We start from the raw sequence: 24,963 nt of genomic DNA on the forward strand, positions 1-24,963 counted from the left end.
ACTACTCCTTCACGAACAGCTTGCGCGGCGTGTTGCAGAATGTCTCGACGCCCGACTCCGTTATCAGGATGCTCTCGGTAATTTCGAGCCCCCAGTCATCGAGCCACAGGCCAGGCATGAAATGGAACGTCATGCCCGGCTCGAGGACCGTCTTGTCCCCGGGACGCAAGCTCATCGTGCGCTCGCCCCAGTCGGGCGGATAGCTCGCACCGATCGGATAACCGCAGCGGCTGTTCTTCTCAATGCCCGATTTGCGCAGCACCGCAAAAAACGCATTGGCAATGTCTTCGCAGGTATTGCCCGGCTTCGCGGCTGCGAGACCCATTTCGATGCCCTCGACAACGGCCTTTTCCGCATCGATGAAATGCTTCGGCGGCTTGCCGAGATAGACGGTGCGCGACTGCGGGCAGTGGTAGCGCTTGAAGCAACCCGCGATTTCGAAGAAGGTGCCCGCGTTATTTGCAAACGGCGTGTCATCCCACGTGAGATGCGGCGCCGCCGCGTCGGCGCCCGTCGGCAGCAGCGGCACGATGGCGGGATAGTCGCCGCCATATCCGTCCACACCCGTCACGCCCGCCGAATAGATCTCCGCCACAAGGTCGTTCTTGCGCATGCCCGGCTCGATCCGCTCGACGATATGCGCATGCATCTTCTCGACGATGCGCGCGGCAATGCGCATGTACTCGATCTCACGCGGCGACTTCACGGCACGCTGCCAGTTGACGAGCGCCGTCGCATCTCGCCACGTTGCCTGTGGAAGGTTGCGTTGCAACGACGCATAAGCGGCGGCGCTGAAATAGTAGTTGTCCATTTCGACGCCAATGCGGTGCGCCTGCCAGCCACGCGCCTGGATCACTTCACGCGCGAGATAATCCATCGGATGACGCTCGGTGGACTGCACGTAGTGATCCGGATAGCCGACGATGTTCTCGCGCTTCATGAACACAGTGCGCAGCGCGCCGTTTGCATCCTGCCCGCGGCCGTACCAGACGGGCTCGCCATCGAGCGCCAGCAGCACGCATTGATGTACATAGAACGACCAGCCGTCGTAGCCCGTGAGCCAGGCCATGTTGGTCGGATCCGTCACGATCAGCAGATCGATCTGGGCTTTCTCCATTGCGCGCCGCGTCTTCGCGATGCGCGCGTCGTACTCGCTGCGATCGAACGGCAGGCGGACGACGGGCGTCACTGCCGGTTGAGATGTGTTTGACATGGTCTCCTCTCAGCGCTTCATGTCGTTGCGGAAAATGGTCCCTGCGTTGGCCGCGCGTGCACGCGCGACCGCGAGTGTCGCGATTGCCGTGTCCTGCGCGCCCGTGCCCGTGAGGTCGCACAGCGTCACGTCGTTGTCGCTCGTGCGGCATCGGACTTGTCCTGCGATGATCTGTCCTAGTTCTGTGTGTTGTGCGCCTGCATCGACGGCACCCGCTTCCAGCGCGTGATGCAGTTCGCCCAGCACGCGCGTCTGCGTGACGCGGTCGCACACATAGCGCGCCGCTGCCAGTGCTTGCGGTGCGATCTCGTTCTTGTGCTCTGCATCCGAGCCCATTGCGGTGATGTGCAGGCCGGCATGCAAGTCCTCCGCATGAACCAGCGGCTCGGTGCTCGGCGTCGTCGTGATCGCGATATCCGCTTGGGCTAACGCGTGATGCACGTCGCGCGCGACTTCGCATGCGATGTGCAATTGCGCTGACATCTCCGCAGCAAACTTCTCTGCGCTCGTGCGATTGCGCGCCCACACTGTGACGCGCTCAACTTTTCGCACCATCGTCAGCGCGCGTAATTGCAGTCGTGCCTGTTCGCCTGCGCCAATCACGGCGACATTCGGCGCATGCTGTTTCGCGAGCCAGCGCGCGGCAACGGCGCCCGCCGCCGCCGTGCGCACGGCCGTCAGATATCCGTTGTCGAGCAACACGGCTTCCGTGAGCCCTGTTTTCGTCGACAGCACGAGCATCAGGCCATTCAGGCTCGGCAGCCCGAGCTTCGGGTTATCGAAGAATCCTGGGCTCACCTTGATAGCAAAGCTGTCGAAGCGCGGCAGATACGCAGTCTTCACATCGACTTCGCCGCGATGCTCGGGCAGGTCGAGCCGCAAGATGGGTGGCATCGCGACGGCTTCTGTAGCGAGCGACAGAAACGCGGCTTCGATCTGGTCGATCGCGGCAAGATCGAGCGGCACGAGTTCCCGCAGTTGCGCCTCGCCGAGCAGGGTAATGGCCGTCATGCCGTTGCTCCTTGTGTGGCCTTGCCGACGATGCGGCGGTGCTGGTTCATATCGATATTGGCGCCCGTCACGATCAGCACGATCGGACCGCGCGGCGCGGATGGATCACCGAGCCGTCCCGCGAGCAGCGCCGCAATGCCGACGGCGGCAGCCCCTTCCAGCACCAGATGCTCTTCTTCGTATGCGTGCACGATGCCGCGCACAATCGATGCCTCGTCGACCAGTACGACGTCGTCGATTAACTGACGCGTCAGCGAAAAAGTGTGCTGGTTATCGAGCCCGATGCCGCCGCCCAGCGAATCGGCGAGCGTTTCCACTTCATCGACGAGCACGGGCTTGCCGGCCGCGAGGCTTGCATGCATCGCGGCGCCGCGCTCCATCGTCACGCCCGCCAGACGCACCGAAGGTGCTATCCGCTTCGCGGCAAACGCAACGCCTGCGAAGAGCCCGCCGCCCGACAGCGGCACGACGATCTGCTCGACGTCTGGTAAGTCCTCGATGATTTCGATGCCGATGGTCGCTTGTCCAGCGATCACCTCGAGATGATCGAAAGGCGGCACGTACGCATAGCCTTCTTCGCGCACGAGACGTTGTGCTTCATGCTGCGCATCGTCCTGGCTCTTGCCGACGATGTGCGCATGTGCGCCGAGCGCGCGCACAGCTTCGACCTTGTTGGACGGCACAAGCGACGACATGCACACGACCGCCTCGATGCCGAGCGCGCGCGCTGCGTGAGCGACGGCGCGCCCATGATTGCCCGTCGATGCCGTGACGACGCGCGTGCAGCCCGCTTCGGCCAGACGCATGAGCGCATTGGTCGCGCCGCGCAGTTTGAAGCTGCCTGTCGGCTGGACGGTTTCGAGTTTCAGATAGACGGGGGCGTTCGCGAGCGCCGACAAGACGGACGACGCGACGAGCGGCGTGCGCAGCACGCGCCCTTCGATACGGCGCCGGGCGCGATAGACATCGGCAAGCGAGAGGTCGGACATTGACGGGCCTTGCACATATTCACGACCGATGCGGCTCGCGTCGCGCAATTCGACGCGTGTCACAACGGACTCAGTGCGGCCAGTCTAATGTTCTAAATAATGTTTTCTATTGTCCTGGTACATTTTGTTTTGCGTGTCCTCGTGCGATGACACGCTCAACCGAAGTCATGCACCTGCGGATATTGCTCGAACACATCGCGCATCGTTCGGAGTGCGTCCTCGTATACTTCGTCGCTCACTTCCGCGCCCACGCAAAGCCGCACGGCATTGGGACGTTCGGCGCCGCGCACGAGAAACGGATCGGGCGACGTCACCGCAATGTTCCGGTTGCGCAGCTCGCGCACGAGCCGCTCGGCTTGCCAGTGATCCGGCACACGCAGCCAGACGGATAGCGCCTGCGGATGCGAGCCGAGCACATATGGGCCGAGCACGTCTTGCGCAAGCGCCTGGCGCACAGCGAGCCGTCCGCGCTGCATCTCGACAAGACGCGTGGCCGTGCCGTCGTTGATCCAGCGTGTCGCGACCTCCGCCATCGGCGAAGTCGCCATCCAGCTGCTGACACGCAGTACGCTTTCCGCACGCAGCGCGAGACGGCGTGGCGTCGTCATATAGCCGATGCGCAAACCCGCCAGCACCGACTTCGACATGCTCGTGCAATAAAAGGACAGATCGGGGATATGGCTCGAAATCGGCGCGGGACGCGTAGCGGGCAAAGGGCCATACACATCGTCTTCGATCACGAACACGCCGTAGCGCGCCGCGATGCGCGCAATGGAGCGCCGCCGCGATTCGGGCATCAGCGCGACAGTCGGATTGTTCAGCGTCGGCGTGCAAACGAGGGCCGTGATGCGCTCGCTGTCGCACATCTCTTCGAAGTGCTCGGGATGAATGCCGTACTCGTCGATCTCGAGTCCCTTCAACGTAAACCCCAGGACATTCGCGGAGCCAATGACGCCGTGATCGGTCAAGCTTTCACACAGCACCGTATCGCCGGGACCGACGAGCGATGCAAGCGCGAGAAAGATTGCGTGCGCGGCGCCATTCGTGACGAGCAGCGTATCCATCGAAGCAGGCATGCCCATCGACTGCAGCCACGCGATGCCCGCCTGGCGATGATGCTCGAAGCCCGCAATCGGCCTGAATGCGCGTATCCACGGCTGGTCTTCGATCTTCGAGAGCGTTGCGCAGACCTTGCGCCACATCGCGTCGTGTTCGGGCGTGTGGATGATTCGCGCAATCGAAAAGTCGACCACGGACCGTTCCGCCGTATCGAGCATGTAGTTGGACATCGTCTCCGTGACACGCTCGGCCACGAAGCTGCCGCGCCCCACTTCACAGCGGATCAGCCCTTGACGTTCCAGTTCCTTGTAAGCGTTCGTGACCGTCTGCACGCTGATCGCGAGTTCCGACGCGACGTCGCGCTGCGGCGGCAGACGCGCGCCGGCGCGCAGCGACTCGCTTTCGATGTCGCTGGCAATCGCCTTGACCAGTCTCTTGTATTTCGACTCGACGCCATGCACCGCGCCGACCGCTTCCCGCCAATGTTCGATCACCTGCCGCCTCTCCCGTACAAGGCATGTTCACAACATGCATAGTGCGACGAAAGCGCCCCGGAAAATTATTGTCCTAGAGCAATCGCAACGAAAAAATGGCTTTGTATGCTGCGTTCATGGGTCGCATCCGGGACATGTCGAATGCTCTGGAATGCTTGCCACATCGGGTTTTCCCGGGTTTTAGGCGCACGCTGCACCGCGCCATTTATCACTCTCATTCGCCCTCACACGGAATCGACATGAAATCGAAGCGCACGTCAGTCATGCTCGGCGCCTTCTGCCTCGCGGCAGCCGGTCTCACCATGCACACCCAGTTCGCGTCGGCTGAAACGACGTTGCAGCGCATCCAGCGCACCGGCGAGGTGCGCATCGGCTACGCGAACGAAGCACCCTTCGCTTACACGCAGCCCGATGGCAAGGTAACGGGCGAATCGCCGGAAATCTCGCGCAAGATATTCGAGAAACTCGGCGTGAAGAAAGTCGATGCCGTATTGACAGAGTGGGGCTCGCTGATTCCGGGCCTGCGCGCGGGCCGTTTCGACGTGATCGCGGCGGGCATGTACATCACACCCGAGCGCTGCAAGCAGGTCGCATTCGCCGACCCGCAATATCAGATCCAGGACACGCTGCTCGTGATGAAAGGCAATCCGAAGAATCTGCACAGCTATGGCGATATTGCGAAGCAGCCGGACATCAAGCTCGCGGTGATGTCGGGCGCCGTCGAAGTCGCCAATTCGCGCGATGCGGGCGTCAAGGACGGGCAGTTGTTGCAGGTGCCCGATACGACGGCCCAATTGCAGGCTGTGCGCACGCGCCGCGCCGATGCCGCAGCCGGCACGGCGCTCACCATGAAGGGCCTCGCATCGAAGGACGCGGGCCAGGTGGAAACGGTCTCGACCTTCAAGGATGATCCGAAACATACGGGCTATGGCGCGCTCGCGTTCCGGCCTGAAGACACGGATCTGCGCGATGCCGTGAACAAGCAGTTGCATCAATGGCTCGGCACGCCCGATCACCTCGCGACGGTCGAACCGTTCGGCTTCGACAAGACGAACCTGACTACGAAGACAGCCGCGGATATTTGCGGCAAGTAATTCAACGCCATATCGTGACGGCCATGCATGCATCTGCATGTGTATCCGTCACAACGGCACGATTCCGTGCACGGCTGACGCACTGCGTCACGCGCAGCGCAACGAGAATTGCGCGCTCCAGCGAGGCATCCAAATTGCTTCCCGCATCCAATCCAGCGCGCGTCCACGCGCGATCATGCAAGCGAGGCAACCGCCATGCGTGAACTGTTTCCCCTGCTGCTTCAAGGCACCATCGTCACGATCGAGATTGCCGCATTTGGCACGCTGCTCGCCATCGCGATGGCATTCGTCGCCACGGCCGCCAAGCTCGCACCCTGGGCGCCCGTGCGCTGGGTGGGCAACGTGTATGTCGAAGTCTTTCGCGGCACATCGCTGCTCGTGCAGCTCTTCTGGTTCTTTTTCGTGCTGCCGCTGCCGCCGTTCAGAATCGAACTGACGCCGTTCACGGTGGCTATCGTCGGGCTGGGTCTGCATTACGGCGCCTATGGTTCGGAGATCTTGCGCGGCGCACTGCGCTCGGTGCCGGGCGGTCAATTCGAAGCCGCCGTCGCATTGAACATGTCGGCTTTCACTCGCATGCGCCGCATCGTGTTACCGCAGGCGATGATCAACGCATTGCCGCCCGCGACGAACCTGATGATCGAACTGTTGAAGGGCACGTCTCTCGTCTCGCTGATCACACTGTCGGACCTCACGTTCCGCGCACGCCAGCTCGACGAAGCGACGTTCAAGACGGCCGAGATCTTCTGCCTCACGCTCATCATCTACTTCGTGCTCGCACAGTTGCTCGCCACGTTGATGCGTCATTTCGAACGGCGCGTGAGTCACGGCATCATCGCTCACACCACGCGAAAGGCGGCGCCATGAATCACTTCTTCGATTTGCAATACGCCGCGCGCATTCTGCCCGATCTGGCACGCGCATCTGTGTACACGATTCTGATCACGTTGGTCGGCTTTTCGATTGCACTCGTGCTCGGCCTCGTGTTCGCGATTCTCCGGCGCAGTCATATCAAGCCTGTTTCGCGCACGGTCGGATTCGTCGTCGAGTTTATCCGCAGCACGCCGCTGCTGATTCAGGTGTACGTGCTGTTCTATGTGCTTCCCATCTACGGCGTGACGATGTCAGCACTCACAGCGGGCACGATCGGCATTGCGCTGCATTATGCGTGTTATACGTCGGAGGTCTATCGCGCGGGGCTGAATGGCGTGGCGCGAGGCCAGTGGGAAGCAGCGTGCGCGTTGTCGCTGTCGCCGTGGCGCACGTATAGCGGCGTGATTCTGCCGCAGGCCGTTCGGCCCGTGATTCCTGCGCTCGGCAATTACCTCGTCGCGATGTTCAAGGACACACCTGTTCTTTCGGCCATCACTGTGGTCGAACTGATGCAGCAGGCGAAGAACGTCGGTTCGGAAACGTTCCGCTACCTCGAGCCGATCACGCTCGCGGGCCTGTTCTTCCTCGTCATCAGCATTACATTCGCGCAACTCGTGCGGCGGCTGGAATTCCGCCTGAGGCTGCCATGAAAACATACGCAGATACCCACACCCGTTTGCAGTCCGAGTCCCCCGTGATGGAGAAAGAGATGAAGCGAGATCCCGTTGCCGCGCTAAGCGAAACGTCGAACACGAAAGGCGAACAGCCGATGGTCAGGTTCGCCGGCGTGACGAAGCGCTACGGCGCGCTCACCGTGCTCGACGAACTCGATCTGGACATCGCGCCCAACGAGAAAGTGGCGATCATCGGCCCGAGCGGCTCCGGTAAATCGACGCTGCTGCGCGTGCTGATGACACTCGATCCGTTGACGGGGGGCATGATCGAAGTGGACGGCGAACCGTTGACGCACATGCGCAAGAACGGCTCGCTGGTACCGGCATCGCCGGCACATTTGCGCCGCGTGCGCAGCAAGATCGGCATGGTGTTTCAGAGCTTCAACCTGTTCCCGCATATGACGGCGCTCGCCAATACGATCGAAGCGCCGATGCAGGTGCTCGGCCTGTCAAAGAAGGAAGCGACGGAACGCGCGCGCGAATTGCTGACACTGGTCGGACTCGATGACAAGTGCAATCACTATCCGTCGCAACTGTCGGGCGGTCAGCAGCAGCGTGTTGCGATTGCACGCGCGCTGGCGATGCGGCCGAAAGTCATGCTGTTCGACGAGGTGACGTCCGCGCTCGATCCCGAACTCTGCGGCGAAGTATTGAACGTGATCCGCCGACTTGGCGAAGAGCACAATCTGACGATGCTGATGGTCACGCATCAGATGGGTTTTGCACGCGAATTCGCGGACCGTGTGTGTTTCTTCTCGCAGGGTAAGATTATCGAGCAGGGCCCGCCGCAGCAGTTCTTCACCTCGCCGCAGCATCAGCGCACGCAGCAGTTCTTGCGCGCGGTTCGCGAAGCTGTTTGAGGTGTGGCGCGGGGTTCGCAGCAGCGAGCGTCGCGCGTGTTCTACGCCCGCCCTCTTTTGCCGCGGGCGAGTTCTTCGCCGCTGTGGTGCGGCAGCTTCGCCGTCACGGGAATCGACGCCAGCGAAAATAGACCAACCGCGAAGAACGCAGGCCAGAAGTCGGTCCACACGATGGTCGGATGTCCTTGCAGCTTATGCGAAATCTGCAGCACGATGCCCGCGATGGTCACACCAAGCCCCAATGAAATCTGTTGCACGACGCTCGCGACGCTCGTCGCGCGCCCCACGTCGGAACTCGGAATGTCCGCATAGGCGAGTGAGTTCAGCGACGTGAACTGCAACGACGGAAACAAGCCGCCGAACAGCACCATGCACCAGATCAACGCGAGCGGCGTGCCAGGTCCAAAGAGCCCGTAGCTCGCGATCGCGCACCCGGCGAGGATGGCGTTGAACATCAGCACGCGTCGAAAGCCGAAACGCGCGAGCACCGAGGACGCGATCGTCTTCATGAAGATCGACCCGAACGCCGACGCGCACGTGATCGTGCCGGCGCCGAACGGCGTCATGCCGAGTCCTTCCTGCAACGCGAGCGGCAGCAGGAACGGCACAGCACCGAGTCCGATACGAAACAGCGAGCCGCCTGCGACGCTCGCGTGGAAGCTCGGAATGCGCAGCAGTTTCAGATCGAGCACGGGACGTTCGACGCGGCTCGCGTAGCGCCAGTAGATCAAGAGCAGTAAAGCGCCGACGATGCACATGGCCGTCGAGACGCCGTCCGATACCAGCTCGCCGCCGACCAGCGACAAGCCCAGCATGAACAGCGACGCGCCGGTCGCCGACAGAACGAAGCCCGTCCAGTCGAGCGGCCCCGGATGGGCTTCGCGCATGTTCGCGATATGCCGGTTCGTGAGCCAGATGCCGAACAGCCCGATCGGAATGTTGACGATGAAGATAAGGCGCCAGTGCAGATACGTCGTGATGAAGCCGCCTAGCGGCGGGCCTACCACCGGTCCGAGCAGTGCGGGCACGGTGAGATAGTTGACGGCGCGGATGAAGTCCGACTTCGGCACTGAGCGGAAGATGATGATGCGCCCGACGGGGACCATCATCGCGCCACCGATGCCTTGCACGAAGCGCGCGGCGACGAAGAGCGGCAGATTCGTCGATGCGGCCGCCATCAGCGAACCGAGCATGAAGATGCCGATTGCCGTGCGGAAGACGGAGCGCGGACCGTAGCGGTCGGCGACCCAGCCGCATACGGGAATGAAGACGCCCAGGCCGATGACGTAGGCGGTAATCGCGAGTTTTAATGTGATCGGGTCGTGGCCGAGATCGCGGGCGAGCACCGGCAGCGAGGTGACCAGGACTGTCGAGTCGACGTTCTCCATGAACATCGCGCAGGCGACGATCAGGGGGACGATGAACGCGCCTATTGCCAGTGGCATGAATTGGAATTTTTGCTACGCTGGTTGGTTTTGGGTTTGGCTGTCGCTTTGCCTTTCGGCTTTGCCTTTAGCTGTCGCTTCGCCTTTCGCTGCCATCCGCGTTTTGCTTCCGGTTCGCTAGTGTTGCCCCTGTGCGGGGCAACGCATGAAGCATGAGGGCAAATCGCGGATGCCAGCGAAGCACAAAAACGAGCCTCGCATGCGAGTGCAACCACCAGCAAAACACCTTATCGAGCCGCGCCCACGAGCGGCTGCAATACCGGCAAGATCTCATCCGTAGCGCGCTTCACATCGTTCGGAAAATCAATCTCGATCCACGGCGCGCCTGTCACATCCGCCGTGTCGAACACATGGCTACGCTCGAGCAGCAGATCCCGCACCGCCTCCTCGTGAGGCATATTCGCGCGACCACTGTCGACATACCCCGCGACGATCTCGGCAAAACGCTTCGCCGTCTCCTCGCGCAGACGGAAAAATCCAACCGACTCGCCAATCGTGTCGTACTCAAGCCCGACCGCCAATTGCTTGCGTAACTCGACGGGCACGCCGTCCTTCAGGCACAGCTTGACAGGCTCATCGCCGGCTTCAAAATCACGGTCGATGAGCAGGCGATTCGTATGCTCGTCCGCCACCAGCGCGCTCAGGATGCGCTCGTCGTACAGCACGTCGGCATCCATCAGCAGCACATCACCGCCGCTCGTCATCGCGTCCGCTACGGTGTGGACCGTCAGCACACTGCCGAGGTCGAAACGCGGATTCAGCCTGATCTCGACCTTGTGCGGCCAGCCGATCCGCTTCAGTTCGGCTTCAACGAGCTCCGGCTGGAAGCCGAGCGCCAGCACGACGTCGTCGACACCCGCAGCATCGAGCATCTGCAGATGACGCTCGAGCAAGGTCACGCCGTCGAAGCGCAGCAGGCATTTGGGAAACTGTTCTCCAACGGGTTGCTGAAGACGCAGGCCAAGACCTGCAGCAAGAATGATGGCGCGCATTCGCGGTCCTTTCTAAGAAAATCAATCGACAGCGGGCAGACGCGTTGCGCGCCGCCGCTGCCAGCTACGTTCGCTGAAGTGCAGATAAAGCAGGCCCGGCAAGCCCAGCAGCAGCTCTCGCGCGCGCTTCACCAGCGACAGCGCCAGCGCCGCTTCCGGCGGCAGGCCAACGAGAGGCGCCAGCAGCAGATAGCCGCCTTCCTGGACGCCGAGCGAGCCGGGAATCGCGAAAGCCGCGCCGCGAATCGCCTGCCCGAGGCTTTCAAGCAGCAGCGCGTCGATCCAGCCGACGGGATGGCCGAGGAAGCGCAGCGCGAGCCACACCTCCACCGTTCCGACGATCCAGCCTGCAAGGCTGAAGGCGAAACTCGCGGCGACCTTGCCCCGCTGATCGTATAGTTCGCGCACGGCCACGTCGACGGCATCGGCGCGCGTGGTCAGCGCCGACCAGTCGCGCTTGCCGAATACCTTCGACACGACACGCAACGCCTTGCCGAACAGGCCGCGACGCTGTGCGATATAGAAGCCGACGATCATCGCGCCGAGCACGCCCGTTGCGATCAGCGCCGCCGTCTGCAGATCCTGCATTGCGCCGTGTGCGGCCGACGCACCGAACAGCAGCAGCCCGAGCATCGCGAAGACTATCTGCGCGAGCGCTTGCAATGTCGTGCTGACGGTGATCGCCGCGGCCGCGTCGCGCATGCGCAGGCCGCGCTGCGACAGCTGCCGCACCATCATCACGGGTCCGCCGATCTGACCGGCGGGCAACAGGCTATTCACCGATTCGCCGATCCAGCGCGCGAACACCGCGTCACGTTCGGTCACTTCCTTCTGCTTGCGGTCGAACATCACCGAGATCGCGCCCGCATCGAGCACAAGCGGCAGCAAATGGAACGCCGCGACGATCGCAAGGCCCCAGCCCGCCGCCATCAGCGTCGACACGACCGAACCGAAGCCCTGCCATGCGAGCAGCGCGACGAACAGCCCGCCGCCGATCGTCAGCAGGATCATGGCTGCACGCGTCACACGCCTTCTCCTTTGGCATTGCGGCGCGCAAACTGGCTGAACACCTGGCGGAAGCCGAAGTATGCGATGGCGTCCTTGAAGTTCGAGATCACGCGGCGCCACGGTCGCATGTTCGGATCGGTGACGTATTCGAACGTCAGCGACACGCGCATTTCGTTGTCGAGCGCAGGCGTGATGCGATGGCGCAGCTTGTCGCCGTCGAAGAACACGAGGCCGCCCGGCGGAATCTGCACCGAACCCCGTTCGTCGGCCTTCTCGGGGTTGCGCGTGTGCAGCTCGTAGTCGAGACGGCACGACGATTCGTCGATCACGCCAAGCAGCAGCGTATAGCGCCGGCCGTCATAGTAAGACGTGTCGTAGTGCCAGCCGATATGATCGCCCGGCTTCGTATAGTAGTAGAGCGCGTACGCGTGCGGATCGTCGGCAGGCGACAGAAGCAGCTTGTCGCCCGTCAGATGCTCGAGCCAGCCAATCAGCTCTTTCGAGCGATACAACTGCGCGATGAACGGCGCGAGCCGGTCGATCGTATGACGGCTGACGCTGCCGCCCTGCTTGTGGCCCGGCAGATAGTTGCGGTTCACTTCCGGCAGCAGAGCGCGCGCGGCTGCGACCAGCTGCGCCGTCACTTCGGGCGCGAGGAAATCTTCGAGGTACAAGAACGCGCTCTGATCGTCGAAGTCCTTGCGCAACTGCGCATTATCGAACGTGCGGACACGGCTCGCGACAGCGCGATCGGGATCAGGCGCGGCATTCGAGTGAGAAGCCGGCGCAGACGCCGTTCCAGAAACGGCAGAAGCCGGCGCAAGGCCGGCTGCGGTATCCATCGAGTTGGGTGTAATCACGTTTTCTTCTGCGGGGACGCTCATCGGCTGACCACGGCTTGACTGTTTTCTTGGGTCGGGCGACTGCGGCGCACCACGCGCCGGTAATCGATCACCACATACGCAGCAAATAGCGGCGCGCCGATCGATGCAGCCACGAGAAACGGTGCAACGCCGTCCGTCAGCGTGACGAGAGGCAGCAGATACAGAATGTCTTCCGTTTCAAAGCCGCCTACTGACGCCTGCTTCGTACCCGCCTTGCCCGCCATTTCCTCGATGCGCATGCGCAGGAAGAAGATCAACGCAACCGCGATGCCCGCAACCGTGCCAAGCACGAATGGCGGCAGATGCAGCCCAATCAGACCGTCGACCTGCGCGGTCGTCATCCCATACCCCATGCCGCCGAACAGCAACACAGTGACGAGGGCGTCGCACGCGAGATCGTAAAAATGACCGATGCGGCTCGTCTTGCCGCTTACGCGCGCGAGCTCGCCGTCGGTGTGATCGACGAAATTGGACAGCACGATCAGAAACGCGCCGACGTTGCTCCACGCGAAACCGCCGCGCGCCAATGCCAGACCGCCTGCAAGCCCGATCAGCAGACGCACGGTGGTCAGGTGATTTGGCGTCACGGGTGTATCCACGAGCGGCATGATGAGCCGCCGGGCAAGCCGGGCGTCCCACATTCGCGGCGGCGGAACGCTCCGGGGAGGATGTGATTGCGAAGTCATAACCCGGAAATATATACGGGATCGCGATTTCTTGCCTGAGTCGGGCACAATTCTGTTGCTTTTCAAAGACCTACCCGTTCACCCGACAGCACGATTTTCCGAACGCCGGTAGAGTGCGCGTGTGTCACGCCGATGCTACCGGATCGCCCATTTACTATTTTCGCTGGTTTAGCGCCGATCGTCACTGTTTCTTCGTGCTTTTTGCCGCTTTTCTCCGCGCACTCAAAGCGCTCGCGCGCTTGCTTCACCGAAAACATGAAACCCCTTGTTGTCCTTTCCGCCTGGATCGCTATGCTGCTGTCGGCACTGCCGCTCGCGGCGCGTGCTGCATCGCTCGATGCCGCGCTCTTCTGCGATGAATCGGCCCACAAGTTCATCGCCGACCTCGCCGCGCAACAGCTGATCGACCCGAAGCCGATGCGCGTCGAAAGCAATTCGATCAACGCGTTCCGTCCCGTGCGCGGCGCGAATCTCGACGCCTATGGCTTCAGCGTGTTCGCGGTCGTCGGCTACGAACAGGACGATCCCATCTTCCGCGTCGGCAGCGGCGAGCCGCTTGCGAAATCGGCGTATGGCGCCGTGGTCTGGGGCAGCGACGAGAAGGTGCAAGCCGCCGTGACGGCGGCGGGCAGCAGCGCCATCGTCCATCACGTCGCGCCGCACGTGACGGCGATTTTCTGCAAGCGCAGCTAAAGGCTGCTTCGCCCTCGAGGCTTGGCTGCAGTTATCAACACTTTTGGTGGGTAAGGCTGTGAGTATCCTGCGCACGAGCGCCGCAAGTCATTGATCCCGCTCGGAATGCGGGACGTGCACGCGAAGGCGCGTCTGCCTTCGAACCGGTACTCGTATCAGGCGCCTGCCTGCGTGCTTGTCCAAGCTTGTGAGCGACTTGAGCAGCATCAGCCTACGAGTGTGCTTACCCTTCCCTAGCCCGAAGGTGCCTTTGTGCTAAAGGCTGGAATGCATGCGTGTGCGGAAACTAATCCAGGCGAAGCAACGCATGTTGCACCAATCCGTCTGAAGCAATTCATAGACTGTTTTCATTCCCGGTCCGTGCGCGCACGTTGTACCCGAGGTGCTTTACATACAGCTCCGGTTCAAGGCGCATGCCGACGATCGGCTCGCCGGAAGGGGATTCCCCGAGCCAGCCCGACCAGCCAAGCTGCTGCTCGCCGCCAAGCACTGCTGGGGTAGCGCCATGCGGCTTGATCTGCAATTCAAGCTCCCATTCGTACTCGAGACCAATCCGCTGGCGCACGAGTGCAACCAGCCGCAGCAGGTCGTCGCCACGCAGCGTGACGCGGTGCTACGTCCCGATATCGAGCGGCCCGAGGATGAGGCAGAAGCGCCTCGTCAAGCGGCTGAAACACAACCGGCGCCGAATCCTCGTCTACCTGTCCATAGACCAGATCGACCGAATGCACTTCGAAATCGGCGGACTTGTTCACAACTGGCGTGAGCCTGCGTTCACGCTCCTTCGGGTCGATGACGGCTCGTCCGGTCTTCGCGGCAAACAGGTTCACGACGGGCGTGCAATACAGACCGAAATCCTGCACATCAATCCGCTGGTCCAGCATCGCCGACTCACGCGAGAGCAGCAGCACGACCTCGACCTCGGGACCGTCGATGCGCGTCAGGCCCGCAGCCAGGCCCGTGAGCGTGAAGAACCAGAACCTGCCCTGCAACGCAAAGAAGTCATGCACGAGCCGGTGTCCATGCCACTTCGGCAAAACGGACGCAGCAGGCTTTCATCGGGTTCCAGCCCCTCGTACACCACGCGCATCTGCGGCATGCCTGGCCGGGTCATGCCGTGCAGTTCGCCCGCTTCGAATCCGCCCGGGACGCCCATGATCATGCCGATCACGCTGGTGTGGATCAGCTCGAAAAGCTGCTAAGCCATCCGCTCTTCGCCACACAGGTACACCGGCAGGCGGTCAGTCCATCGAACCTGTTAAATGGCGTCCCGTTGAGGGTGGCGAAGCGCAGCCGCAGCGCGCCCCGTATCCGCGACACGTCCTGACCGCTGTGAAGATAGGGGTAGAGCGCGGGAATGCCTGGCTTCACCTGCGTGATCGCAACCGGCCGCAACCTGACCGGCTGGGTGGTGAGGAACACACACTCCGTGTGCCCCTCTCCGCCTTCGGTCATGTTCAGCCTTGTGCCGCGCGGCAGCATCAGTCCCTGCGGGCTGTGCGCACCTTTCGCATCGGGCTCGAATCGCGCCACGCCCAGCGACGGCAGCGGCGCGGCATGGTTGACAGCGAGGCCTTCCAGCTTGCGCAGGGCAACCTCAAGCCCGAACCGGTCAATGCCCATCCGCGTGCCGGCGGCGACGAAGGCGAATGACTGGGCCAGCTGCTGGACATAGTGGTCCCCGATATCGCCCGCCTGAATGCCGAGCCGCGTCCCGATCTTCGCGTGTTCAATCCCGGATACCCTGACCGACTCCTCGATGTAGCGAAGCTCCTTCACGTAGTAATCGGGAAATTCGGGGGGCATCATATGTCCTTCGTTATCCTGATTTATTTACGCAGCCAGCACGGCTGGCCGCTATTGCAGCAGCTTCGGCGCCGTCAGACTATAAGAAAAATTCGAAAATTGCCCGCACCGGCGAATGGCGTGCGGGCTCGCGCCGGGCGGTTCGGCAAGTTAGGATTACGAGACTCGGGGCACACCAGCCGGACGAACCGGACGATAGTCTGCACGCTGTTGAGAAGCTGTCACCGACACGTCTCTTTCATGCCGGACCGGCAGGGTCTACGCCAGACGGAAGTACGCTCAGTACCGCGAGAACCGGCACGCTATGCGCCGTTCCGGTCGGCGGGCGCAGAACGGACGAACAAGGGCCGGGCATGAAGCGCGGTTATCCACAATTTTTGTTAGCAAGGATGTGCACAACCTGAGCACACCTCACGCAAGTGTCTGCCGCGAAAGGAAGAACGGGCCGCGTTGCCGATTGGTGCAACGACGGTTGCGTGCAGTCGAGCCATCCGGCGAAAGCGCGTCGGCTAAAATCTCCGTAGCCTTCATGAACGGCCTCCCAAGCGGGGCCAATGCGACTGACCACCGGAGCCTCGCATGCCCTACGATCAGCAGAACCCGTTTGCCCGCATCCTGCGTGACGAATTGCCATCCATCCGCATCTACGAAGACGAGCATACCGTCGCGCTGATGGACATCATGCCGCAGGCCGAAGGCCACGTGCTCGTACTACCGAAAGAGGCCGCCGCCGAACTCTTCGAATTGTCCGAAGACGCGGCAGCGGCCGCGATCCGCACGACGCGCAAGATCGCGATTGCCGTCAAGGCCGCGCTGAACCCGCCCGGCATGATGATCGCGCAGCTGAACGGCGCGGCTTCCGGCCAGACCGTGCCGCACGTGCACTTCCACGTGATTCCGCGCCACGACGGCATTCCGCTCAAGATTCACGCTGCCGAGCGCGCCGACATCGAAGAACTGCGCGTGCTGGCCGAGCGCATCAAAGCGGAACTGAACCGGTCCGCCTGAGCCGCCACTGCAAACGACGAAGCGGCGTCAGCCGGGGCGGCGGAATTCGTTGTCGACCCATGACGCCGCGCTCGCCCTGCTGAACTTGAAGGTCGGCGCGACTTTCACTTGCGCGAGCTGTTCGCCGAACGCGTCGAAGGCGGTGAGCAACGCGTAGGGATCGTCTTCGTCCGGCACGATGTCGAACGTCACCTCGACCGTGCCGTCGCCGGATTCCACAGACATCCGCTTGTGCAATTGCGCATGCAGTTGTTGCTCATGCCGGCGCAAGACTTCCGATGCCGTTTTCACGAGCGTGTTGAACGCGCCGACATCCAGCGGTTTCGGATTTTTCTTGTCGCGGCCCATCGTCCACGGGCCCACCAGTGCGGGTTCAGCCTCCCCGTCCTTGATCATCTCGACAGCCCAGCCGTCGTCGTCTTCGTTTTTGATGACGCGCGCGGTCCAGCCGTTGTCGGCCCACAGGCGGTCTTCGTGTACGGCTTCGGACGCGTTACCGGCGTCGGGTTCTGAGAGAAGCATGTCGGTCATTGCGGAGTACATCCCAGTTCATCGGGCACCGCGGCTTCAGGGCTGCGGCACGAAAGCCCGCATTTTACCCGCGCGCGCCGTCCTGAATCCCGCGCCGAGCGCCGCCTATCACGAACGGACAAGGCAAGGTCAACTACGGGACCAATAAGAAAAAAAGTTCAATCTAATTGGATATCGAGTTAAGAAAGAGTCTATTGCGATATATCGATGGAAACGGCTCGCATTGTAATAAAGCAAAAAAAAAGCGGCCCGAAGGCCGCTGAAAAACAGATGAAAAAAGACAACCCTCGGTCAAAGGGGCAACGCGAATTCTATTAGCCTTACCCGGCTTCAGCGAGACCAAGGAATGGAACAGTACCTTTCCAAAAATCGCATGAATCAGGCCTTGCGGACGACGGCGAAAACGGCTTCCGGCGGGCTAACCCGCTTGAATCAGCGCAGCTACCGTCGCATTGTCGCAACAATGCGACAATTGACACCCTCTCTTGCAGTGACTGCCAAACTCGAAAAAACCTTTAAAAGCAAAATACTTATCAGCATTAATCCATCTATTCCGCTTTCTGGAAAGCATTGTTGCGTCAGGCGAAAGCAAGCAGGCAATTACCCGTAATAAACTTCGCTCCGGATCGACGGCACGCATTGCAGGCGCGTGTTCTGTATTGCGATCTCCACGCAAAGTCTCGGAGTTACAAAGCATGAAAAAAACTTTTATCGTCGCGGGCATTCTCGGCGCATTCGCAGCATCGGCTCACGCGCAAAGCAGCGTCACCTTGTACGGCACGCTGGACGCCGGTCTCGTCTACACGAACAACCAGGCTGGCCACAGCAACTGGCAGCAAGGCAGCGGCACGGTGTCGGACACGTACTTCGGCCTGCGCGGCAGTGAAGACCTCGGTAACGGCCTGCACGCCATCTTCACGTTGGAGAACGGCTTCAACCTCAACAACGGCAGCCTCAAGGAAAGCAACACGCTGTTCAACCGTCAGGCGTACGTCGGCCTGCAAAGCAACCAGTTCGGCACGCTGACCCTCGGCCGTCAATATGACTCGATGGTCGACTATCTCGCGCCGCTGTCGGCAGCAGGTTCGGGCTACGGCAACAACCTGGCCGGGCACCCGTTCGACAACGACAACCTCGACAACTCGTTCTCGATCAAGAACGCGGTCAAGTACACGAGCGCGAACTACGCGGGCCTGCAATTCGGCGGCCTGTACGGCTTCTCGAACGAAGCGAACGGCTTTGCGGACAACCGGGCATGGAGCGCAGGCGCTTCGTACAAGAACGGCCCGTTGAACGTCGCTGCTGCTTACCTGCAACTGAACAACGCGGGCAGCAACAACACGGGCGGCGCGATCTCGTCGGGCGCGAACGGCGCAGCGCAACTGGCCGCACAAACGCAGCGCACCTACGGCGTGGGCGCGAACTACACGTACGGTCCCGCGACCGTCGGCCTGCTCTGGACGCACACGCAACTCGACAACCTGCAAAGCGCGAATGTCGGCGGCACGTTCATCAACGGCCTGTCGGGCACGAACCTGCACATGGACAACTACGAAATCAACGGCCGCTACGCGTTGACGCCGGCGCTGGCCCTGGCCGCTGCGTACACGTTCACGGACGGCAAGGTGTCGGGCTCGAACGGCGACGGCTCGCCGAAGTGGCACACGGTTTCGCTGCAAGGCGACTACTCGCTGAGCAAGCGCACGGACGTCTACCTGGAAGGCGTCTATCAGCACGCTTCGGGCGAACTCGGCAACTTCGGTGCGAACGTGGCATCGATCAATACGCTGACGCCGTCGTCGACGCAAAATCAGACGGCTGTCGCAGTCGGCCTGCGTCACCGCTTCTAAAGCTTTCGCCGGCCGACGACGGTCGGGCGTGGCGGTCCGGACCGCCCGTCCGAGGCGTCCAGGCGACGCAGCGCAACACCTAACGCGCGCGTGCATCCAGCACGCGCGCGTTTCTTTTTGCCCAAAGCAGCGATGCCCGTGTATATCGACACATTCGTTGACACTTTTATTTCGCTTTACTAATGAACATAAGGGAATCTGTCGTTAAATGCTCACACGCGCCGGATTTTTCTGACAGAACAGGCGCGAACCACCACAACACCGGAGAGCATATGACGACAATTCTCAGACAGGCAGCGGCGCTCGCGCTGATGCTGGCCGCGGGTTCGGCCGCGCACGCAGCGAGTGAATGCACCGGCACGCACAGCGGTTTTCGCATGCAGACATCGGACGGTTGGACGGGTACGGACAAGCTGGAGCACTTCGGCGTCTCCGCACCGTTCGGCGCGCTCGGCGCGTACATCGCGCGCGACACGCAGCATCCCATCATTTACGGCACGCTGATCGGCGCCGTGCCGGGCTTCGCGAAGGAAGTGATCGACGGGACCTGCAGCACGGACGGCTTTTCATACAAAGATCTTGCAGCCGACGCGCTGGGCGCACTGACGGGCGCGGCGCTGACGCACTGGGCGATCATGTATCACCGCGACGCGCACCGCGCGACGGTCGGCCTCGCATATAGGAATGCCTTCTAGCCGACTGCGTGCCACGATCTGCATCGAATTAATTTCTAACACGATGCACATGCATATCCGGCTCGCGTCTGTAATACTTGCAAGAGTCGAATTTGCATTTGTTGACAGTGCATTCGACAGACAAACGTTGCGGCGCAAGTGGCTCCGTCGTATAGCCTTGCGCTCACGTTTCAAGCAGCACGCAGACGCGGATGACACAACCATGAAACGACTTATCCTTCTCGCTCCCCTTGCCATTCTCGCCGCGTGCGGTTCGTCGCGCGGCCCCGAGTCCAGCGCCTCTGCCGAACCGATGGTGTACGCATCGTCGGCGCGGCCTGCGTCCGACATCGCGCGTTGCCTCGACAGCCGTCTGTCGCGCGTGCACGTGTCGAGGAACAACGGTGTCACCGATCTGACCATCGGCTCTTCTTCGAATGGATCGTATTTCATTACGCTGACGCCTTCGGGTCGCGGATCGGTGATCAAGGTCGTGCGTGGCACGGGCGATGATCCGCCGGAAGAAGAAATGCGCTTTGCCATTGCGCGTTGCGCGACCTGATGTGTAAGTCTTCGTAACCGCCATACCTGCAGTCACGGCCCGCGTATTTCGCGGGCTATTTTTTCGCCTGCGCTTCTGCGAAGATGGCCGCCCCCGCATTTCATCGCGCCGCTCGTCGACGCGCGACATCAATGGCATCGAGCAAGGCACATCACGCGACGGGCTGGGCGGCCGGCGTCATCTCGGCAGCACTGGCGACCCGTTATGGATCGCACGGTCCATTGCACGTGTGGGCATGGCTCGCGTTCGTGGCGAGCATCTTGGGCGCGACCGCGCCCGACTGGCTCGAAGTGGCATGGTGGTCGCGCAGGAAGCGTCTATGGATCACACATCGCACGGCGACGCACTGGGGCATCGGCTGGCTCGCGGCGCTGTTCTTCTCATGGCACGCGATGGCGCATCATCCTGCGGCTGCTGTCGCTTTCGGCTTCGCGTGCGGCGGCGTGATGCATCTGCTGGCCGACTGGCCGAATCCGCTCGGCGTGCCTTGGCTTATTGGGCGACATTCGCTGAATCTATGGAACAGCGGGCATTGCGATCTGATCGTCGTCGCCGCTTCGTGGGCAGGCGCGTGGTTCGTCGTCTCGCGCGTCTGGATGCACGGCGTGGCGCCTATCGCCTTGTTGCGGCAGTTGCTCTAGCTGCCTGTACGCCGCATTCTTCGCTCGGGTATAACTATCCGTAGGACTGCCACATATTCGTATAAGGCGCGCAACCGCCTACAGCGTACCGTCGATTCGCAACACGAGCGCGTCGAAAGCTGACGCGCGGCTTACCTCACACTACGTTCTTCTCGACGATCGGCCGGTTTTCCAGCACCCGCGCAAAGGCGAGCGACGAAAGATCGAGCGTCAGGTAGCGTCCATGCAAGACGAGTTCGCTGACGCCACGCCCGGTTGCGGGTCCCTGCTGTAATCCGTGGCCGCTGAAACCATTGGCGAAAATGCAATTGTCGACATCCGGGTGATGGCCGATGATCGCGTTCTGATCCAGCACGTTGTACTCGTAATAGCCCGACCAGCAATGTTCGACACGCAGCGCTTCGAACTGCGGCACGCGGTGCGCGAGCGTCGGCCAGATCACGTCGTCGAATAGCGCGTGATCCACTTCGTCGAGGGGAAGATCGTCGGGATCGTTGTCCGGCGAAGGCGACGTGCCGCAAATGAACGACGTGCCCTCGGGGCGGAAATACACGCCCGTGGGATCGATCAGCAGCGGACATGGGCCGAGCTTCGCCGGCGAACTTACGTTGAAGATGCTGCGGCGCCGCGCATACACGGGCAACTCGATGCCCGCCATCCCCGCCACCCGCCGCGCCCACGCGCCCGCCGCATTCACCACGACATCGCACGCGAACGTCTCGCCACTCGCGGTCGCGACGTGCGTGATGCGCCGCCCTTCGCGATGCAGCGCCGTCACATCGTCGGCGACGTAGCGCGCGCCCAGCGCTTGCGCTTTCTTGCGCAATGCCTGCACCAGCCCGTAGCCGTCGAACCATCCTTCGCCCGTTTCGCCGAATGCGCCCGCGCTCAGGTCGTCCGTGTTGAGCCACGGAAAACGCGCAGCCAATTCCGGCCTGTCGAGCAATGTGATGTCCGCGCCGAGCTGCTTTTGCAGCGCGTGATTCTCTCGCAGCGTCGCTTCGCCTGACGGCGTCGCGAGAAACAGATAGCCGCCTTCGTGAAGATCGATGGAAGGCTTGGCGCCGTTGATTTCGAGCCGCTCGCCGATCGTTCGCAAGAACTCGATGCCGTACAGCGACATCTGGATCGACAACGGTGTGGAGAACTGCTGCCGGATCGACGCCGCCGACAACGCCGACGACGAGCGCGCGTAGGTCGGATCGCGTTCGATTACCGTGACACTGACGCTCGGGTCCGACAGACGCAAGAAATACGCGATCGAACTGCCGATCACGCCTCCACCGACAACGACGACTTTCGAACTCACAGGCCACTCCAGGCGAAGCGGGTCGGCGGACCGGGGGTCCACGACAGGTTGAAAAGCAAAAATTGAAACGCGGGTTACGCGGCGCGCGGCGGCACACGGGGCCGGCCGCGCCGCGCCGAAGTATCAGCCCAGATTGAAGTCGATGCCCTGTGCAAGCGGCAGCGCCGACGAATAGTTGACGGTATTCGTCGCGCGGCGCATGTATGCCTTCCACGCATCCGAACCGGACTCGCGGCCGCCGCCCGTCTCCTTCTCGCCGCCGAACGCGCCGCCGATTTCCGCGCCGCTCGGCCCGATGTTCACGTTCGCGATGCCGCAATCGCTGCCCGAGTCCGATGTGAAGCGCTCGGCTTCGCGCAGATCGGTCGTGAACACGCACGACGACAGCCCGTGATGCGCCGCGTTGTTCGCGGCGATGGCGTCGTCAAAGTCCTTGTAGCGCAGCACGTAGAGAATCGGCGCGAATGTCTCTTTCAATACGACGGCCGTTTGCGACGGCATTTCGACGAGCGCCGGGCGCACGTAATAGCCGTTCTCGTAGCCCTTCACTTCGACGCGCTCGCCGCCCGTCACCTTGCCGCCTTCGGCCGTTGCCTGCTGCAGCGCTTCCTGCATGCGTGCAAACGACTGCTTGTCGATCAGCGGCCCCATCAGCGTGCCCTTTTCGAGCGGATTGCCGATCGGCACCTTCGCGTACAACTGCTTCAGGCGCTCGACGGTCTGCTCATAGACGCTTTCATGCACGAACAGACGGCGCAGCGACGTGCAGCGCTGCCCCGCCGTACCGACCGCGGAGAACAAAATGCCGCGCAGCGCGAGTTCCCGATCTGCCGTCTGGGTGACGATGCCTGCGTTATTGCCGCCGAGTTCGAGCAGCGAGCGGCCGAAGCGCTTCGCCACCTCGACGCCGACCGTGCGGCCCATTTCTGTGCTGCCCGTCGCACTGACGATCGACGCACGCGGGTCCGCGACAAGTTTCGCACCGACGTCACGTCCGCCGTTGACGACGGCCGTCAAGCCTGCGGGCGCATCGCCGAATTCCTTCAGCGCTTCGTTGAGGATCTGGTTGACCGCGAGCGCCGTCAGCGGCGTTTTCTCCGACGGTTTCCACACGACGGCGTTGCCGCACACCAGCGCGAGCGCCGCATTCCACGACCACACGGCCGCCGGGAAATTGAATGCCGAGATCACGACGCAGGTGCCCATCGGATGCCACGATTCGGCCATCCGGTGGCCGGGGCGCTCCGAGGCGATGGTAAGGCCGTACAGCTGGCGCGACAGGCCGACCGCGAAGTCGCAGATGTCGATCATTTCCTGCACTTCGCCAAGGCCCTCCTGAAGGATCTTGCCCGTCTCCAGCGTGATGATGCTGCCGAGCGCCTGCTTCTTCTCGCGCAGACGCTGGCCGAGCAGACGCACGAGTTCGCCGCGGCGCGGCGCGGGCACGTTGCGCCACTGCTCGAAGGCCTGCCGGGCATTCGCCAGCACCGTATCGACGTCCGCCGCCGTCTGGCTGGCCACGCGGCCGATGAGTTCGCCCGTGATGGGCGAGTGCACCGCGATGTCGCCCGCTTGTGCTGCGTCTGCAATGCCGAGATCGGCAAGGATGCTCGATGCGTTCATCTTGATTCCCTTATTTCCGATACGAAACTAAAGTAAGTGCGGAAACTATACACGCCGTCATTTATGGCGACAAGCGGCGCCGCGACATGAATTTGCGCTATCGGGCAACGCCTTAAAAACGCGGCGATACAAGGGTTTTCCCGCGTTCCTGCGGGCGAGCCTTCCCAATGCGACATGTCGTCGTGCACACTGTTGATGTTCGTTTCAGATCGGAAATAGACGGACCGGGAGTGCTCCCGGCACCTCCTGCGGCCACCCGCCAGCCGCCGGATGTTATGATCGGAAACACTCTAGGCACCACGCCCGCCTCTCGCCGCACAGTCATTCAAACGCATGGATACCTCGCTCACCAAGTTGCCCGAATCCTCGACGTCGGACCTCGGCCGGCGCGTGCGCGCCGCGCGGCTCGCGCACGATCTGACGCTCGAAACAGCCAGCCGTTTGTGCGGCGTGTCGCGCTCCACGCTGTCCAAGGTCGAAAACGGCCTGATGTCGCCGACCTTCGACGTGCTGCAGAAAATCGTCGTCGGTTTGAAGATCGATCTGGGCGAACTGTTCGGCTCGACGCCGAAACTCAATGCGAGCGGCCGGCGCGCGCTCACGCGCAAGGACGCGGGCCAGCGTCACGCATATCGCGGCTATCAGATGGAACTGCTGGCGACGGACCTCGCACACAAGGCGATGCTGCCGTTCCGCATTCGCATCACCGCGCACACGCTCGACGCGTTCGACGATTGGGGCCGCCATGAAGGCGAGGAGTTTCTGTATGTGATCAGCGGCAGCGTGTGCCTGTATTCGGAGCTATACGCGCCGACGCATCTGAACGCGGGCGACAGCCTCTACTTCGACAGCCGGACGGGGCATGCAGCCGTCTCGACGAGTGAAGAAGACGCGGAAGTCCTGTGGATGGCGACGAATGCCGATCTACCGCATGCGGGCGGCGGCGGCCATACGTCGAAGAAATAAGCGAAGTAACACCATTGA

At 62.1% G+C, this 24,963-nt stretch carries 26 protein-coding genes and 2 pseudogenes; 12 read left to right on the forward strand and 16 right to left on the reverse strand.

Annotated features, from left to right (window positions below; genetic code table 11):
* Position 1: 1 nt before the first annotated feature.
* The 4 genes from doeA to ehuR all read right to left on the reverse strand — a co-directional run bounded on the left by doeA (position 2) and on the right by ehuR (position 4,766).
* Positions 2 to 1,213: an ectoine hydrolase DoeA gene (gene doeA, locus BPHY_RS19495; protein WP_012403166.1), complete on the reverse strand. Its 1,212-nt coding sequence runs from the start codon at positions 1,211 to 1,213 to the stop codon at positions 2 to 4.
* Between the two features lie 9 nt (positions 1,214 to 1,222).
* Positions 1,223 to 2,224 (reverse strand): cyclodeaminase, encoded by a 1,002-nt coding sequence (locus tag BPHY_RS19500; RefSeq protein WP_012403167.1) that lies wholly within the window; start codon positions 2,222 to 2,224, stop codon positions 1,223 to 1,225.
* Positions 2,221 to 3,213 (reverse strand): hydroxyectoine utilization dehydratase EutB, encoded by a 993-nt coding sequence (eutB, locus tag BPHY_RS19505; RefSeq protein WP_012403168.1) that lies wholly within the window; start codon positions 3,211 to 3,213, stop codon positions 2,221 to 2,223. Before eutB ends, BPHY_RS19500 begins: the two co-directional genes overlap by 4 nt.
* A gap of 155 nt (positions 3,214 to 3,368) precedes the next feature.
* The gene (gene ehuR / locus BPHY_RS19510; RefSeq protein ID WP_012403169.1) at positions 3,369 to 4,766 is read right to left on the reverse strand and encodes a MocR-like ectoine utilization transcription factor EhuR; all 1,398 of its coding nucleotides are present in this window, start codon (positions 4,764 to 4,766) and stop codon (positions 3,369 to 3,371) included.
* A gap of 239 nt (positions 4,767 to 5,005) precedes the next feature.
* Here ehuR and ehuB point away from each other — a divergent pair, with 239 nt between their 5' ends.
* From ehuB to ehuA, 4 genes are all read left to right on the forward strand, one after another.
* Positions 5,006 to 5,860: an ectoine/hydroxyectoine ABC transporter substrate-binding protein EhuB gene (gene ehuB, locus BPHY_RS19515; RefSeq protein WP_012403170.1), complete on the forward strand. Its 855-nt coding sequence runs from the start codon at positions 5,006 to 5,008 to the stop codon at positions 5,858 to 5,860.
* A 195-nt stretch (positions 5,861 to 6,055) separates the two neighbouring features.
* A complete protein-coding gene (ehuC, locus tag BPHY_RS19520; RefSeq protein WP_012403171.1) occupies positions 6,056 to 6,727 on the forward strand; it encodes an ectoine/hydroxyectoine ABC transporter permease subunit EhuC in 672 nt (223 codons plus the stop codon).
* Positions 6,724 to 7,383 (forward strand): ectoine/hydroxyectoine ABC transporter permease subunit EhuD, encoded by a 660-nt coding sequence (ehuD, locus tag BPHY_RS19525; RefSeq protein ID WP_012403172.1) that lies wholly within the window; start codon positions 6,724 to 6,726, stop codon positions 7,381 to 7,383. The genes ehuC and ehuD overlap by 4 nt, the downstream gene beginning before the upstream one ends.
* Positions 7,384 to 7,442: 59 nt before the next feature.
* Positions 7,443 to 8,267, forward strand: a complete 825-nt coding sequence (gene ehuA, locus BPHY_RS19530; protein ID WP_041765161.1) for an ectoine/hydroxyectoine ABC transporter ATP-binding protein EhuA — start codon at positions 7,443 to 7,445, stop codon at positions 8,265 to 8,267.
* A 41-nt stretch (positions 8,268 to 8,308) separates the two neighbouring features.
* Here the strand turns inward: ehuA and BPHY_RS19535 are convergent, their stop codons facing one another.
* The 6 genes from BPHY_RS19535 to BPHY_RS41805 all read right to left on the reverse strand — a co-directional run bounded on the left by BPHY_RS19535 (position 8,309) and on the right by BPHY_RS41805 (position 13,539).
* On the reverse strand, positions 8,309 to 9,712 hold the full coding sequence (locus BPHY_RS19535) for an MFS transporter (RefSeq protein ID WP_012403174.1): 1,404 nt from the start codon (positions 9,710 to 9,712) through the stop codon (positions 8,309 to 8,311).
* A gap of 227 nt (positions 9,713 to 9,939) precedes the next feature.
* Positions 9,940 to 10,704: a phosphocholine cytidylyltransferase family protein gene (locus BPHY_RS19540; protein WP_012403175.1), complete on the reverse strand. Its 765-nt coding sequence runs from the start codon at positions 10,702 to 10,704 to the stop codon at positions 9,940 to 9,942.
* A gap of 21 nt (positions 10,705 to 10,725) precedes the next feature.
* Complete coding sequence (locus BPHY_RS19545; protein ID WP_041764404.1) at positions 10,726 to 11,730, reverse strand: flippase-like domain-containing protein; 1,005 nt, start codon at positions 11,728 to 11,730, stop codon at positions 10,726 to 10,728.
* A complete protein-coding gene (locus BPHY_RS19550) occupies positions 11,727 to 12,596 on the reverse strand; it encodes a HalD/BesD family halogenase (protein WP_012403177.1) in 870 nt (289 codons plus the stop codon). Before BPHY_RS19550 ends, BPHY_RS19545 begins: the two co-directional genes overlap by 4 nt.
* The gene (locus BPHY_RS19555; protein WP_041764406.1) at positions 12,593 to 13,282 is read right to left on the reverse strand and encodes a CDP-alcohol phosphatidyltransferase family protein; all 690 of its coding nucleotides are present in this window, start codon (positions 13,280 to 13,282) and stop codon (positions 12,593 to 12,595) included. Before BPHY_RS19555 ends, BPHY_RS19550 begins: the two co-directional genes overlap by 4 nt.
* Positions 13,283 to 13,344: 62 nt before the next feature.
* On the reverse strand, positions 13,345 to 13,539 hold the full coding sequence (locus BPHY_RS41805) for a hypothetical protein (protein WP_157686645.1): 195 nt from the start codon (positions 13,537 to 13,539) through the stop codon (positions 13,345 to 13,347).
* On the opposite strand from BPHY_RS41805, the gene BPHY_RS19560 reads away from it, so the two are divergent.
* Positions 13,538 to 13,975, forward strand: a complete 438-nt coding sequence (locus tag BPHY_RS19560; RefSeq protein ID WP_041764408.1) for a hypothetical protein — start codon at positions 13,538 to 13,540, stop codon at positions 13,973 to 13,975. The genes BPHY_RS41805 and BPHY_RS19560 overlap by 2 nt on opposite strands.
* Positions 13,976 to 14,309: 334 nt before the next feature.
* Here BPHY_RS19560 and BPHY_RS39645 read toward each other — a convergent pair.
* The 3 genes and pseudogenes from BPHY_RS39645 to BPHY_RS43220 all read right to left on the reverse strand — a co-directional run.
* Positions 14,310 to 14,630 (reverse strand): annotated as a pseudogene (locus BPHY_RS39645) (type VI secretion system baseplate subunit TssG); the annotation flags it as partial.
* A 58-nt stretch (positions 14,631 to 14,688) separates the two neighbouring features.
* Positions 14,689 to 14,985 (reverse strand): annotated as a pseudogene (locus BPHY_RS43215) (type VI secretion system baseplate subunit TssF); the annotation flags it as partial.
* A gap of 172 nt (positions 14,986 to 15,157) precedes the next feature.
* Entirely contained in the window at positions 15,158 to 15,784 is a 627-nt protein-coding gene (locus BPHY_RS43220) for a type VI secretion system baseplate subunit TssF (RefSeq protein WP_052306138.1), read from the reverse strand.
* A gap of 576 nt (positions 15,785 to 16,360) precedes the next feature.
* Between BPHY_RS43220 and BPHY_RS19570 the strand changes: the two genes are divergently transcribed.
* Positions 16,361 to 16,789, forward strand: a complete 429-nt coding sequence (locus BPHY_RS19570; protein ID WP_012403180.1) for an HIT family protein — start codon at positions 16,361 to 16,363, stop codon at positions 16,787 to 16,789.
* Between the two features lie 27 nt (positions 16,790 to 16,816).
* Here the strand turns inward: BPHY_RS19570 and BPHY_RS19575 are convergent, their stop codons facing one another.
* Positions 16,817 to 17,320 (reverse strand): hypothetical protein, encoded by a 504-nt coding sequence (locus BPHY_RS19575; RefSeq protein ID WP_012403181.1) that lies wholly within the window; start codon positions 17,318 to 17,320, stop codon positions 16,817 to 16,819.
* A gap of 346 nt (positions 17,321 to 17,666) precedes the next feature.
* Between BPHY_RS19575 and BPHY_RS41810 the strand changes: the two genes are divergently transcribed.
* From BPHY_RS41810 to BPHY_RS19595, 5 genes are all read left to right on the forward strand, one after another.
* The gene (locus tag BPHY_RS41810) at positions 17,667 to 17,930 is read left to right on the forward strand and encodes a hypothetical protein (protein ID WP_157686647.1); all 264 of its coding nucleotides are present in this window, start codon (positions 17,667 to 17,669) and stop codon (positions 17,928 to 17,930) included.
* 85 nt (positions 17,931 to 18,015) lie between these two features.
* Positions 18,016 to 19,170: a porin gene (locus BPHY_RS19580; protein ID WP_012403182.1), complete on the forward strand. Its 1,155-nt coding sequence runs from the start codon at positions 18,016 to 18,018 to the stop codon at positions 19,168 to 19,170.
* A 272-nt stretch (positions 19,171 to 19,442) separates the two neighbouring features.
* Complete coding sequence (locus tag BPHY_RS19585) at positions 19,443 to 19,865, forward strand: hypothetical protein (RefSeq protein WP_012403183.1); 423 nt, start codon at positions 19,443 to 19,445, stop codon at positions 19,863 to 19,865.
* A 202-nt stretch (positions 19,866 to 20,067) separates the two neighbouring features.
* Positions 20,068 to 20,406 (forward strand): hypothetical protein, encoded by a 339-nt coding sequence (locus BPHY_RS19590; RefSeq protein ID WP_041764410.1) that lies wholly within the window; start codon positions 20,068 to 20,070, stop codon positions 20,404 to 20,406.
* A gap of 131 nt (positions 20,407 to 20,537) precedes the next feature.
* On the forward strand, positions 20,538 to 21,047 hold the full coding sequence (locus BPHY_RS19595; protein WP_041764412.1) for a metal-dependent hydrolase: 510 nt from the start codon (positions 20,538 to 20,540) through the stop codon (positions 21,045 to 21,047).
* Between the two features lie 136 nt (positions 21,048 to 21,183).
* Here the strand turns inward: BPHY_RS19595 and BPHY_RS19600 are convergent, their stop codons facing one another.
* Both BPHY_RS19600 and amaB read right to left on the reverse strand, forming a co-directional pair.
* Positions 21,184 to 22,356, reverse strand: a complete 1,173-nt coding sequence (locus BPHY_RS19600) for an NAD(P)/FAD-dependent oxidoreductase (protein ID WP_012403186.1) — start codon at positions 22,354 to 22,356, stop codon at positions 21,184 to 21,186.
* Between the two features lie 123 nt (positions 22,357 to 22,479).
* Complete coding sequence (gene amaB / locus BPHY_RS19605) at positions 22,480 to 23,979, reverse strand: L-piperidine-6-carboxylate dehydrogenase (RefSeq protein WP_012403187.1); 1,500 nt, start codon at positions 23,977 to 23,979, stop codon at positions 22,480 to 22,482.
* A 333-nt stretch (positions 23,980 to 24,312) separates the two neighbouring features.
* Here amaB and BPHY_RS19610 point away from each other — a divergent pair, with 333 nt between their 5' ends.
* On the forward strand, positions 24,313 to 24,945 hold the full coding sequence (locus BPHY_RS19610) for a helix-turn-helix domain-containing protein (protein ID WP_012403188.1): 633 nt from the start codon (positions 24,313 to 24,315) through the stop codon (positions 24,943 to 24,945).
* The last annotated feature ends 18 nt before the right edge of the window (positions 24,946 to 24,963 follow it).

The organism is Paraburkholderia phymatum STM815 (assembly GCF_000020045.1).
Classification (GTDB): Bacteria; Pseudomonadota; Gammaproteobacteria; order Burkholderiales; family Burkholderiaceae; genus Paraburkholderia; species Paraburkholderia phymatum.

Coding starts and splice junctions, on each gene's coding strand:
- doeA (WP_012403166.1), bottom strand. CDS start 1,213: ATGTCAAACACATCTCAACCGGCAGTGACGCCCGTCGTCCGCCTGCCG.
- BPHY_RS19500 (WP_012403167.1), bottom strand. CDS start 2,224: ATGACGGCCATTACCCTGCTCGGCGAGGCGCAACTGCGGGAACTCGTG.
- eutB (WP_012403168.1), bottom strand. CDS start 3,213: ATGTCCGACCTCTCGCTTGCCGATGTCTATCGCGCCCGGCGCCGTATC.
- ehuB (WP_012403170.1), top strand. CDS start 5,006: ATGAAATCGAAGCGCACGTCAGTCATGCTCGGCGCCTTCTGCCTCGCG.
- ehuC (WP_012403171.1), top strand. CDS start 6,056: ATGCGTGAACTGTTTCCCCTGCTGCTTCAAGGCACCATCGTCACGATC.
- ehuD (WP_012403172.1), top strand. CDS start 6,724: ATGAATCACTTCTTCGATTTGCAATACGCCGCGCGCATTCTGCCCGAT.
- ehuA (WP_041765161.1), top strand. CDS start 7,443: ATGAAGCGAGATCCCGTTGCCGCGCTAAGCGAAACGTCGAACACGAAA.
- BPHY_RS19535 (WP_012403174.1), bottom strand. CDS start 9,712: ATGCCACTGGCAATAGGCGCGTTCATCGTCCCCCTGATCGTCGCCTGC.
- BPHY_RS19540 (WP_012403175.1), bottom strand. CDS start 10,704: ATGCGCGCCATCATTCTTGCTGCAGGTCTTGGCCTGCGTCTTCAGCAA.
- BPHY_RS19550 (WP_012403177.1), bottom strand. CDS start 12,596: ATGAGCGTCCCCGCAGAAGAAAACGTGATTACACCCAACTCGATGGAT.
- BPHY_RS19555 (WP_041764406.1), bottom strand. CDS start 13,282: ATGACTTCGCAATCACATCCTCCCCGGAGCGTTCCGCCGCCGCGAATG.
- BPHY_RS19560 (WP_041764408.1), top strand. CDS start 13,538: ATGAAACCCCTTGTTGTCCTTTCCGCCTGGATCGCTATGCTGCTGTCG.
- BPHY_RS41805 (WP_157686645.1), bottom strand. CDS start 13,539: ATGTTTTCGGTGAAGCAAGCGCGCGAGCGCTTTGAGTGCGCGGAGAAA.
- BPHY_RS43220 (WP_052306138.1), bottom strand. CDS start 15,784: ATGATGCCCCCCGAATTTCCCGATTACTACGTGAAGGAGCTTCGCTAC.
- BPHY_RS19570 (WP_012403180.1), top strand. CDS start 16,361: ATGCCCTACGATCAGCAGAACCCGTTTGCCCGCATCCTGCGTGACGAA.
- BPHY_RS19575 (WP_012403181.1), bottom strand. CDS start 17,320: ATGACCGACATGCTTCTCTCAGAACCCGACGCCGGTAACGCGTCCGAA.
- BPHY_RS41810 (WP_157686647.1), top strand. CDS start 17,667: ATGGAACAGTACCTTTCCAAAAATCGCATGAATCAGGCCTTGCGGACG.
- BPHY_RS19580 (WP_012403182.1), top strand. CDS start 18,016: ATGAAAAAAACTTTTATCGTCGCGGGCATTCTCGGCGCATTCGCAGCA.
- BPHY_RS19585 (WP_012403183.1), top strand. CDS start 19,443: ATGACGACAATTCTCAGACAGGCAGCGGCGCTCGCGCTGATGCTGGCC.
- BPHY_RS19590 (WP_041764410.1), top strand. CDS start 20,068: ATGAAACGACTTATCCTTCTCGCTCCCCTTGCCATTCTCGCCGCGTGC.
- BPHY_RS19595 (WP_041764412.1), top strand. CDS start 20,538: ATGGCATCGAGCAAGGCACATCACGCGACGGGCTGGGCGGCCGGCGTC.
- amaB (WP_012403187.1), bottom strand. CDS start 23,979: ATGAACGCATCGAGCATCCTTGCCGATCTCGGCATTGCAGACGCAGCA.
- BPHY_RS19610 (WP_012403188.1), top strand. CDS start 24,313: ATGGATACCTCGCTCACCAAGTTGCCCGAATCCTCGACGTCGGACCTC.